The organism is Halorubellus amylolyticus (assembly GCF_034808145.1).
In the GTDB taxonomy this organism is placed as follows: Archaea; Halobacteriota; Halobacteria; order Halobacteriales; family Natrialbaceae; genus Halorubellus.
In genome coordinates this window covers 1103774-1114618 of record NZ_JAXHGM010000001.1, presented here as the reverse complement: position 1 = coordinate 1114618, position 10845 = coordinate 1103774, and the positions used below count along the sequence as shown (strand labels likewise).

Below are 10845 nucleotides of genomic sequence, written 5' to 3'. Positions count from 1 at the left end.
GTTGAGCGAGCAGATTTCCCAACGGACCTGTTCAGCTGGCTACGGACGCTTTAGGCCCAATAATATCGGCCATCACTCGGGCTGCCGGTGTTACCGCGGCGGCTGGCACCGGTCTTGCCCAGCCCTTATTCTTGTACCTCCCTACGGTACAGAAAAGCGAGGACGATATGCCCTCGCACTCGGAGTTCCCTTATCGCACTGTCGTGCAGTGTAAAGTTTTCGCGCCTGCTGCGCCCCGTAGGGCCCGGTATCTTGTCTCAGATACCGTCTCCGGGCTCTTGCTCTCACAACCCGTACCGATTATGGGCACGGTGAGCCGTTACCTCACCGTCTACCTAATCGGCCGCAGCCACATCCTATGGCGCCGTAACGTTTGGTGCTTCCCCCTATTCCAGGTGGGAAGCGGTATCAGGAATTGGCCTCAGTTTCCCGAGGTTATGCCTGTCCATAGGGTAGTTTGGCCACGTGTCACTGAGCTATCTGCCACGGGTCTAAACCCGTGCGACTAGCATGGCTAAATCGAACTCCGATAGCAATGGCCTCCGGCAGGATCAACCGGAATGGTCCCGAGCTCAAGGCTCGGGGGGTGGCGGGACACACCCGAATGGGTGTGTTCCTTATCTCATTGCAAATGGATCTGGTTCGACGCATCCGATCGGATGTCGCCGAACCGTCGAGGCTAACATCAGATTCCGTCTTGACGGCGGACCGCAGGGGCGGAATCCTCATACGTTGGCATCCCGGGCGTCCCGGGGCGCCGTTCACATTATTTTGAAATGGCTGGTCCATACTTAACCCCGTTGTTTCGGTCGTCCGCCTGCTACGGGTTCCCACCATCTTGGATGGTTAACCCCGTCGGTTTGAGTACATAGTCTGCGTCCTTTGGGCTCGTTTTCTCGGTGGAGAACGTATCTTCCGGGGTAGGTATATATCTAGAAGCTGCCGAGGCTCGCCTGGACGTCGCGCGTTGCTGGTTCGGGCGTGACGTCGTGGCCGACGAGGTCGCGGAGGTCGGTGACGTAGGTGGTGTCGTTGTGGTCGAGGACGAGGAGTCGGCCTTTGGTGCCGCGGACGGCGCCGGTTGCGAGGGCCTCGGCGATGGGTTCGGTGTCGAGGGCGATGCCGTGGTCGTAGGTGTAGGTGTCGAGTGCGTGGTGTTCGTCGAGGAGCGTGTTCCAGGCGTGTTCGTCGACGGTGGTGGCGAGGCTGCGTCGTTTGGTGGGGACGCGGACGCGGTCGGTGAGGGTTTCGGCGATCTCGGCTTCGAGCTGCCGTGCGATGCGGCCGTCTGGGACGGTGTTGATGTGGGCGCCGCGGTCGGCGCCTTGTTCGTAGAGGCGTGTCTGGAGGCGCCAGCTGCGGGTGACGCCGACCTTGAACGTGTCTGGGGCGAAGGCGGCGAGGTAGATGGCGTGTTCTTCGGTGCACGTGCCGAGTGGGAGGTCGCAGGTGCCGGTGCAGCGCGCGCAGGCCCACGTGCGGGTGTGTTGGGGACAGTGAGGTGCGTCGTCGTTGGGGCAGGGGTGGTGGCCGGTGTCGTCGTGGTGTCCGGCGCAGTGTCGTTCGCGGAGGGTGTAGGCGAGTTCGGTCCCGGGTGTCAGTTCGACGTGTTCGACGTTGCCGTCGTCGGCGACGTGGAGGGTTGCAGGTCGAGCGGGCTGGTCGGTGGGTGGTCGTGCGGGGTCGTAGCCGACGATTTGCACGTGAGTCGGTTGGGGCGGATGTCGTTTAGCGGTACCGTTCGGGTGGGCTGATTGCGTTGAGGCTGGGGCAACTCCGATGTGCTGCCGATGGAACAGTCTTTTAGCATAATCCGGCCCAGCGGACAGCTTTTTTCCAGCACGCTGCGTGAAACATGGATATTTTTAAATACCATTGGTTATCACCGTTGATGTGCATGTCTGGTAAGGGCAAGCATACCTCGCGACGGGACGTACTGAAGGCGGCAACTGGAGCACTCGCGGCGACGGGCATCGTCGGGATGGCCGAGGCCCGACCTACGGACAAGGTCGAGGTGAACGTCGGGTTCGACGACGCGCGTGGGAAGGCTGCGGTGGAGCGGAAGGCGGACGCCGTCGTCCGAGAGTTCAACTTCGAAGCGATGACGGTGCGGCTCCCGAAGAAGGCGGCCGATGCACTCCAGCGGAACCCGAGCGTCCGGTACGTCGAGGAGAACGGCCAGATGCACGCGCTCGCGCAGACGACACCGTGGGGCATCGATCGCACGGACTCGGAGGTGGCTCACGCGAACGGCGACACGGGGTCGGGCGCGGACGTCGCCATCATCGACACGGGTATCGACAGCGACCACCCCGACCTCCAGTCGAACCTCGGGACGGGCAAGTCGTTCGTCCAGTGCTCGACGAAGGGCGGGTGTCGCTACGGCGCGAAGCCCGCAGACAACACGTGTTACTCGTCGTGGGACGACGATAACAACCACGGCACGCACTGCGCGGGTATCGCCGGTGGCGTCGACAACACGGAGGGCGTCGTCGGTGTGGCGCCGGACGTGACGCTGCACGCGGTGAAGGTGCTGGACAAGTGCGGGTCGGGGTCGTTCAGCGACATCGCGGCGGGCGTCCAGTGGGTCGCGGACCAGGGGTACGACGTCGGGTCGATGAGCCTGGGCGGTTCGTCCGGGTCGTCGGCGCTGAAGGACGCGGTCCAGTACGCGGCGGACAAGGGCGTGTTCCTGGTCGCGGCGGCGGGGAACTCCGGGCCGTGTAGCGACTGTGTCGGCTATCCGGCGGCGTACTCGGAGGTCGTCGCGGTCTCCTCGACGGCCAGCGACGACTCGCTCTCGGACTTCTCGTCGACGGGACCGGAGGTCGAGCTCGCGGCGCCGGGAACGGACATCTACTCGTCGGTGGCGAGCAACGGCAGCTACGACACGTTCTCGGGGACGTCGATGGCGTGTCCGCACGTCGCGGGTGCGGCCGGCCAGTTGATGGCCGATGGGGCGACGGCGTCCGACGCGCGGAGTACGCTGAAATCGAGCGCCGAGAACATCGGCCTGGCGAGCAACGAATCGGGCGCGGGCCTGCTGGACGTCGCGAGCGCGCTCGGGCTGGATTCGAGCGATAACTGACCGCGTAGCGCGGTCGAGTACCCTCTCGCGTGTCCGCTGGGCGCGGGCACGGTCGGTCCGAGGGCGTCAGTGAGGCACCCAAACTCGTCTTGTTTCGTTGGACTTCTCGGCGTTATTTTCTTCGAAGACGATTGTTTTTCGCCCTTTTCGACGAAAGCTTTAATTGCCGTCCGCTATCACCGTTGGTTGCATGGCAGACAATGGCACTCAACTGAGTCGGCGACAGGCACTCAAAGGCGCGGGGACGGCACTCGTCGGGGCATCTGCGGCGGGCATCGCGAGCGGGGAACCGGCGGAGAAGGTCGAGGTGAACATCGGGTTCACCGGCACGCGAGGGCGAGCGGCGGCGGAGAAGGCGGCCGATTCGGTGAGTCGACGGTTCGGTTTCGACGCGATCACGGCCGAGCTCCCGCGGAAGGCCGCGAAGGGGCTCCGGAACAATCCCAACATCCGGTACGTCGAGAAGAACGCTCTGATGCACGCCATCGACCCCGTGGAGTCCAACGGTGGCCCGCCGGGGTCGTGCGACCCGTGGCCGGACTGCAAGGGCAGCGACGGCGGCGGCGGCGGTGACACGAGCCAGTCCCTCGAGTGGGGTGTCGACCGCGTGGACGCGGAGGTTGCCCACGCCAACGGCGACACGGGTGCGGGCGCGGACGTCGCCATCCTCGACACGGGAATCGACAGCGACCATCCGGACCTCCAGGCGAACCTGGGCGCGGGGAAGGCGTACGCGACGTGTAGCGGCTGTAACCAGTCGTGGGACGACGACAACGACCACGGCACGCACTGCGCGGGTATCGCGGGCGCGGACGACAACACGGAGGGCGTCGTCGGCGTGTCCACGGAGGCGACCCTGCACGCGGTGAAGGTCCTGGACAGCCAGGGCTCTGGGTCGTTCAGCGACATCGCGGCGGGCGTGGAGTACGTCGCGAACCAGGGCTGGGACGTCGCGAGCATGAGCCTCGGTGCGTCCTCCGGCTCGTCGGCGTTGCAGGACGCGGTCCAGTACGCGGCGAACAACGGCGTGTTCCTGGTCGCGGCGGCGGGGAACTCCGGGCCGTGTAGCGACTGTGTCGGCTATCCGGCGGCGTACTCGGAGGTCGTCGCGGTCTCCTCCACCGCGAGCGACGACTCGCTGTCGTCGTTCTCCTCGACGGGCTCGCAGGTCGAGCTCGCGGCGCCGGGGTCGGACATCCGGTCGACGGTTCCCGGCGGCTACGACACGTTCTCGGGGACGTCGATGGCGTGCCCGCACGTCGCGGGCGCGGCCGGGCAGTTGATGGCCGGCGGGATGTCCGCGTCGAACGTCCGGAGTACGCTCAAATCCAACGCGGAGGACATCGGGCTGGGTAGCAACGAGTCGGGCTCGGGCCTGCTGGACGTCGCGAGCGCGCTCGGCTACGACTCCAGCAACAACTGAGTCGCGACCGGGGCGTCGAGAGTCCGTGTTCCGCGAGCACGCAGCGGCTCCGGCGCGCTCGCGTGCACGCGGAATCGGGATATTTTTCGTCGAGTTACGTTCGAGGTCTCGGTGCGCGATCGCGAGGGACGTGTGGCGTGATGCGTACGGTACAGTGCGGTGAGGACGCCGCGGGGAAAGGGTTACGTCGCGTCCGGGGGTACGGCTGGACATGACGCTCTCCGGGTCCTTGTCGGCGACTGTGGCGGACGGGACGGTCGAGTTCAGGTACGAGGTCACGAACGACGGCGACGAGCCGGTCGAACTCCAGTTCTCGGACTCCCAGACCCACGACGTGGTGGTGTTCGAGGACGGCGAGGAGGTGTGGTCGTTCGCGGCTGGTCGGATGTTCGCGCAGATGCTGCAGTCGGAGGCGTGGCCGGCCGGTGAGTCGTTGTCCTATGGGGCGACGTGGGAGGGTGCGCCGTCGGGCGAGTACGAGGCGCGGGCGTGGCTCGCGTCGAACGACGTGGACGCGGAGGCGGCGACGTCGTTCTCCGTGTGAGGTGGTCGACGGCTCGGTCGGCCCGGTTACGTCTCGCTGAGTTCGGCTGCGAGCTGGCGCGTGGCCTTCTCGACGGAACCGTCGCTGGAGCGCGGTGGCTCCCAGCCGAGTGCGCCGAGTTTCTCGATGGAGAGGCGCATCTTCGGGACGTCGCCGGTCCAGCCGCGGTCGCCGCCGGTGTACTCGTAGTCGGGGTCGCAGTCGAGTTCGTCGGCGACGATGTCGGCGATGCGGTTGACGCTCGTCGTCGTGCGCGTCCCGAGGTTGTACGTGTTGAGGTCGGCGTCGGCGTGCTCGACGACGTGGACCATGGCGTCGATGCAGTCCTCGACGTGCATGTAGGACTTCTCCTGGCGGCCGTCCCCGAGTATCTCGAGGGTGTCGGGGTCGTCGAGCAGCTTCTCGATGAAGTCGGGGATGACGTTCCCGCGCTGGTTCGGGCCGACGATGTTCGCGAACCGGTACACCCACGCCTGGATGCCGTAGGAGTGCGCGTACGTCGAGATGATCGCTTCGTCGGCCAGCTTCGAGGAGCCGTAGATGCTGATGGGTTCGAGCGGCGCGTAGTCCTCGGGCGTGGGCATCGGCGCTTCGCCGTAGATCGTCGAGGACGACGTGAACGCGAGCTTGTCGACGCCGACGTCGTGCATGCGTTCGAGGACGTTGTACGTCATCCCGCCGTTCTCCTCGAAGAGCCGTCGGTCGTCGTCGTAGTTCGTGTCGGTGTACGCGGCGAAGTGGAAGACGACGTCGACGTCGCCGGTGATGGTGTCGGCGACGTCGTCCGCGTCGGTCATGTCTCGCTGTCGGAACTCGACGGTGTCGGGGACGCGTTCGCGCGCGCCCTTGGAGAGGTCGTCGACGGCGAGGACGTCGTTGTCGGCGGCGAGTTCCGCGGCGAGGTGCGAGCCGACGAGACCGGCGGCGCCGGTCACGACGACGCGCTTGTCGGTGAGGTCCATGCCTGGGACGTCGCCGGAGCCGCGTAAGAGATTTCTGGTGTCGTGACGCGGCCGTTGCCGGGGTTCGATGGCCGGGTGGGTGGGTCGCGGTCAGTCGTCGGTCGCTGGCGTGGGTGGGTCGGCGACGAGCGATTCGGTGCGCTCCCAGAGCTCGCGGGCGAGGTCGTCGTCGCGGGCGGTCGCGGACGGCGTCTTCGGCGTGCAGTTCGAGAAGTACTCGCCGGTGACGTCGTAGTCGTCGGCGGCGGCGAGGTAGACGCTCGTCGCGGCGGCGGTCTCGACGGTGTCGGCGATGCGTTCGAGGAGGAACGCGGGGAGGACGCCGAGTGCTGGCATGAGGACGGAGACGGGGAAGGAGGCGTCGCGCCAGAGTTCGCTTCCCGGGACGAACCCGGGATGCAGCGAGTTCACGAGCTTGTCGGGGTTCCGTGCGGCGAGTTCGCGCGAGAAGAGGACGTTCGCGAGCTTCGAGCGCGCGTACGCCTGGAAGCCGTCGTAGTCGTCGACCGTGGTGACGGCGTCGGTCGTGAGGTCGCCGGCCCCCGCGCGACCGTGGACGCCGCTGGCGACGGTGACGACGCGGCCGCCGTCGGCGAGGTCGTCGAGGAGTTCGCGCGTGAGTTCGAACGGCGACAGGTGGTTGACGCGGAACGTGCGTTCGACGCCCGCGGCGAGGGTCGGGCCGTCGAAGTGCGCGCCGGCGTTGTTGACGAGGACGTCGAGTTCGTCGACGCGGTCGGCGACGGCGGCCGCGAGTTCGCTCGGGGCGTCGGGGTCCGCGAAGTCCGCGCGGACGAAGACGGGGTCGGCGTCGAGTTCGCGGAGTTCGTTCGCGAGTGCGCGTCCGGCGGTACGGTCGCGACCGTGGACGAGGACGCGCGCGCCGAGACGGCCGAGCGCGAGCGCGGTCTCCCGGCCGACGCCGTGCGTGGCGCCCGTCACGAAGACGGTCCGCCCGTCGAGGTCGGCGTCGGCGACGCCGGCGACGGCTTCGGGTCGTGTCATGCCGGGGGATTCAGTCGCTCGCGGGATAAGTCCCCGGTCGTGCGTCGACGGCCTCGCTCGCGACGACGCGCCATGGTGAGCGGCCGTAGCGTGACCGCTGGTGCGGGCGTTCCCGAGAAGCGTAACCCGCTTACGCGCGCCAGCCGAATCCCGCGGCATGCAGGGTACACACGAGGTCGTCGTCTGTCGGCTGGAGCACCGGCCGGGGCGCGACGACCGGATGACGACGCACGTCGGGCTCACGGCGCGCGCGCTCGGCGCGGACCGCGTCGTCCTTCCCGATAACGCGACGCAGGCGGCGGAGACCGTCGCCGACATCACGACTCGCTTCGGCGGCCCGTTCGACGTCGAATGCACCGACAGCACGGTGGCGCTCGTCCGGAACTTCGAGGGGACCGTCGTCCACCTCACCATGTACGGCGAGCGCGTCCAAGACGTCGAAGGCGACGTCCGGAAAGCCCACGCCGACGAACCGGTGCTCGTCGTCGTCGGCAGCGAGAAGGTCCCGTTCGACGTCTACGAGCACGCGGACTTCAACGTCGGCGTCACGAACCAACCCCACAGCGAGGTCGCCGGCCTCGCGGTCTTCCTCGACCGCCTGTTCGACGGCCGCGAACTCGACCGCGAATGGGCAGACCCGGAGGCGGTCGTCCTCCCAGAGGACACCGGGAAACGCGTCGTCGACCCCGAAGACGCCCCCGCGGACCGCATCGCGGACACCGACGAAGACTAGCGACCGCGGATCCGAGGTCGTCGCGGACGCCGTATGCCGGTGCGGCCGGAAGTACATCCGGAAACGGCGTCCTGACGGACGCCGTATGCCGGTGCGGGCAGTAGTACTCGTGCGGGCGGGGCGTTCGGTAGTTTTAAACTCACGAAAGCCCCGGTTTCGTACAAGATGGCTTTTGAGGATCTCCTCGAAGACCCCGTAATCCAGAAGTACCTCCACGAGTTGGTCGGGCCGAAGGGGATGCCGGTCGCGGCGGCACCCCCGGACGGCGAAGTGACCGACGAGGAGCTCGCCGAGGAGTTGGACCTCGAACTGAACGACGTCCGACGCGCGCTGTTCATCCTCTACGAGAACGACCTCGCGGAGTACCGGCGCCTGCGCGACGAGGACTCCGGGTGGCTCACGTACCTGTGGACGTTCCACTACGAGAACATCCCGGAGAACCTCGAGGAGGAGATGCATCGGCTCCTGGAGGCGCTTGAGGACCGCGAGGAGTACGAGCGCAACCACGAGTTCTACCTCTGCGAAGTGTGCTCGATCCGCTTCGAGTTCGGTGAGGCGATGGACTTCGGGTTCGAGTGCCCCGAGTGCGGGTCGCCCCTGGAGTCGATGGACAACGACCGCCTGGTCACGGCGATGGACGACCGGCTCGCGGCGCTCCGCGAGGAACTGAACGTGGAGTCGGGCGCATAATGGTCGTCCTTGCGACGAAAGTCTACGTCTCCGGGGATGCGCGCGACCGCGTCGTCGACAGCCTCACGAGTCTCGTCGGGAACGAGCTCGCGGACCTCGACGTCGACTTCGAGGTCGGCGTCCGCCAGGACGGCTTCCCGTCCGTGACGGTCACCGGCGAGGACGAGGTCGTGGCGCGGAACGTCCTCGCCGAGGAGTTCGGCGAGATCGACGCGCATATGGACGCCGGCGAGACGTACGTCGGAACCTTCGACTCCTGGAGCGAGGAAGGGTTTGTGCTCGACGCCGGGCAGGACGTGTACGTCCCCGCCGAGGACATCGGCCTCGGTCGAGGGTCGCCCTCGCAGGTCCGTGAGCGGTTCGGGCTCGTCCAGCACATGCCCATGGAGTTCGTGTACGGCGGCGACGGCGAACCCAGTCGGTTGAGTGACGCGCAACGCGACGAGATCTACGAGTGGACGCGCGGCGACGGGCGCGTGAACGTGAACTCGGCGACGCGCGCGGAGGTCCGCGCGACCGTGAACCGCGCGGGGCACGCTCGTGACATCGTGACCGTGGAACGCATCGGCCTCCTCGAGCAGAGCATCGTCTGCAAGGAAGGCACGGACCCGCCGGGCTTGCTCGCGGCGATCGGCGAGTACCTGCCGGCCGAGATCCGCTGCGTCATCCCCTGAGGTATGACTCGGAAACGACTCGTCCTCGCGGTGCTGTCGCTCGCAGTGCTCGCCGCTCTAGCGGGGTGTACGTCACCGTTCGGCGGCGGCGTCGATCAGGACCGCTTGAACGAGAACGCGACGTACGAGTGGAACGACTCCGCGGACGTCTACGTGAACGCCACCGGCGGGCAATTAAAGGCGGTGTACGACGTCTCCGGGTTCGAAGGGACCGAGTTCGAGCTGTGGCGGCCGGGTATCGAATCGCGGAATCCGCGCCCGATAGCGGCACTTGAGTACCGGTATCCGAACGGGACGACGGTGACGGCGGAGAATCTCTCCGTGGAACGCAGCGGCGGGGCGACGGTGGTGACGCTCCCGCAGTCGTCGGGGAAGGTGGCGTTCACGACGGCCACCGACGACAAGTCGCTGCTCCTCCCGTCGTACATGGAGGGGTCGTATCACGTGGTGCTCCCGGAGAACATGCGCGTCGGGTTCCCGCTGTTCGGGCAGGTGTCGCCGGGTGCCGACGACCGGTCGCTCGACGAGGCGACGAGCCGCGTGCACCTCCGGTGGGAGGAGCTGTCGCGGACGCTGTCGCTCCAGTGGTATCTGGCGCGGGACATCTGGCTGTTCGCGGGACTCGTGCTCGTGCTCGCGGCGATCGGCGCGGTCGGCGTGTCGTACTACGTCTACCAGATTCGGCAGTTGGAGCAGCAACGCGAGGACCTCGGGTTGGACATGAGCGACCAGGACGACGGCCGCGACCCGCCGCCGGGGATGGGGTGACCGGCTCGCTCCCTGTCGGTCCGCGGACCCGGCCGGTCGGGGTCGGCTCGGGCCGGTTGGCGTCGCACTCGTTTTGAACCTCGACCGCCCAGTCTCCGGTATGGACGTTGCCGTGGTCACCGTCGGTGACGAGTTGCTCTCCGGCGAGACCGAGAACACGAACGCGACGTGGTTGTGTCGTCGACTCACCGAGCGCGGTACGCGCGTGCGACGCGTGACGACGCTCCCGGACGACGAGGCCGCTATCGCGCGGGTCGTCAACGAGTTCCACGCCGAGTACGACGCGACGGTCGTGACGGGCGGGCTCGGACCGACGCACGACGACCGGACGATGGCGGGGGTCGCCGCGGCGTTCGGCCGCGAGCTCGCGCACAGCCAGGTCGCGGAGGACTGGCTCGTCGAGCACGGCGGGTACGCCGCGGACGACCTCGCGGACGGTACCACGGCGGTTCCGGCGAACGCGCGCGTGCTGCACAACGACCCAGGCGTCGCGCCGGGCGCGGTCGTGGAGTCGACGTACGTCCTCCCGGGCGTGCCGACGGAGATGCAAGCGATGTTCGAGCGCGTCGCCGACGAGTTCGAGGGCGAACGCCAGCACGTCGAGACGGTGTTCGCGGCGGAACCGGAGTCCGAACTCGTCGGGCGCTTCGAGCGAGTGCAGACCGAGTTCGACGTGACCGTCGGGAGTTATCCGGGCGACGGCGTCCGGATCCGCGTCTCGGCTACGGACGCCGAGGAGGTGGCGGCGGCGGCCGCGTGGCTCCGCGAACGCGTCGACGAGGGCGACGAAGGAGCGCGTCGCGACGAGTAGGTGGCCGTAGCTGTCGGGGTTTCTGCGGTGACTCGGGAGAGCCGCGACGACCCGGTCAGGAGTAGATGCGGTACAGCCAGGCGCCCGTGATGGCGAGCGAGAGGACGAGGACGACCGTTCCGAGTGGCGTGTTCCCGATGAGGTCCG

At 67.4% G+C, this 10845-nt stretch carries 11 protein-coding genes and 1 rRNA gene; 8 read left to right on the top strand and 4 right to left on the bottom strand.

Annotation, left to right across the window (positions count from 1 at the left end; all coding sequences use genetic code 11):
* Together SM754_RS05675 and SM754_RS05670 are read right to left on the bottom strand one after the other, a co-directional pair.
* A 16S ribosomal RNA gene (locus SM754_RS05675) occupies positions 1–562 on the bottom strand; the annotation flags it as partial.
* Between the two features lie 370 nt (positions 563–932).
* The gene (locus SM754_RS05670; protein WP_323675230.1) at positions 933–1703 is read right to left on the bottom strand and encodes a DUF2797 domain-containing protein; all 771 of its coding nucleotides are present in this window, start codon (positions 1701–1703) and stop codon (positions 933–935) included.
* A 194-nt stretch (positions 1704–1897) separates the two neighbouring features.
* Between SM754_RS05670 and SM754_RS05665 the strand changes: the two genes are divergently transcribed.
* The 3 genes from SM754_RS05665 (at position 1898) to SM754_RS05655 (ending at position 5055) form a co-directional block, all read left to right on the top strand.
* Positions 1898–3088, top strand: a complete 1191-nt coding sequence (locus tag SM754_RS05665) for a S8 family serine peptidase (protein WP_501993758.1) — start codon at positions 1898–1900, stop codon at positions 3086–3088.
* Positions 3089–3278: 190 nt separating this feature from the next.
* Complete coding sequence (locus SM754_RS05660; protein ID WP_323675228.1) at positions 3279–4511, top strand: S8 family serine peptidase; 1233 nt, start codon at positions 3279–3281, stop codon at positions 4509–4511.
* Positions 4512–4722: 211 nt separating this feature from the next.
* Positions 4723–5055: a BsuPI-related putative proteinase inhibitor gene (locus SM754_RS05655; RefSeq protein WP_323675227.1), complete on the top strand. Its 333-nt coding sequence runs from the start codon at positions 4723–4725 to the stop codon at positions 5053–5055.
* Between the two features lie 26 nt (positions 5056–5081).
* Here the strand turns inward: SM754_RS05655 and SM754_RS05650 are convergent, their stop codons facing one another.
* Positions 5082–6017: an NAD-dependent epimerase/dehydratase family protein gene (locus SM754_RS05650; RefSeq protein WP_323675226.1), complete on the bottom strand. Its 936-nt coding sequence runs from the start codon at positions 6015–6017 to the stop codon at positions 5082–5084.
* Between the two features lie 90 nt (positions 6018–6107).
* Positions 6108–7022, bottom strand: coding sequence for an SDR family NAD(P)-dependent oxidoreductase (locus SM754_RS05645; protein WP_323675225.1), 915 nt, complete (start codon positions 7020–7022; stop codon positions 6108–6110).
* Between the two features lie 157 nt (positions 7023–7179).
* On the opposite strand from SM754_RS05645, the gene SM754_RS05640 reads away from it, so the two are divergent.
* The 5 genes from SM754_RS05640 to SM754_RS05620 all read left to right on the top strand — a co-directional run bounded on the left by SM754_RS05640 (position 7180) and on the right by SM754_RS05620 (position 10698).
* Positions 7180–7755: a tRNA (cytidine(56)-2'-O)-methyltransferase gene (locus tag SM754_RS05640; RefSeq protein ID WP_323675224.1), complete on the top strand. Its 576-nt coding sequence runs from the start codon at positions 7180–7182 to the stop codon at positions 7753–7755.
* Positions 7756–7920: 165 nt separating this feature from the next.
* The gene (gene tfe / locus SM754_RS05635) at positions 7921–8445 is read left to right on the top strand and encodes a transcription factor E (RefSeq protein WP_323675223.1); all 525 of its coding nucleotides are present in this window, start codon (positions 7921–7923) and stop codon (positions 8443–8445) included.
* A complete protein-coding gene (locus SM754_RS05630) occupies positions 8445–9119 on the top strand; it encodes a DUF2110 family protein (protein WP_323675222.1) in 675 nt (224 codons plus the stop codon). The genes tfe and SM754_RS05630 overlap by 1 nt, the downstream gene beginning before the upstream one ends.
* Before the next feature lie 3 nt (positions 9120–9122).
* Positions 9123–9887 (top strand): DUF5803 family protein, encoded by a 765-nt coding sequence (locus SM754_RS05625; RefSeq protein WP_323675221.1) that lies wholly within the window; start codon positions 9123–9125, stop codon positions 9885–9887.
* Positions 9888–9987: 100 nt separating this feature from the next.
* Positions 9988–10698, top strand: coding sequence for a competence/damage-inducible protein A (locus SM754_RS05620; protein WP_323675220.1), 711 nt, complete (start codon positions 9988–9990; stop codon positions 10696–10698).
* Positions 10699–10845: the final 147 nt, after the last annotated feature.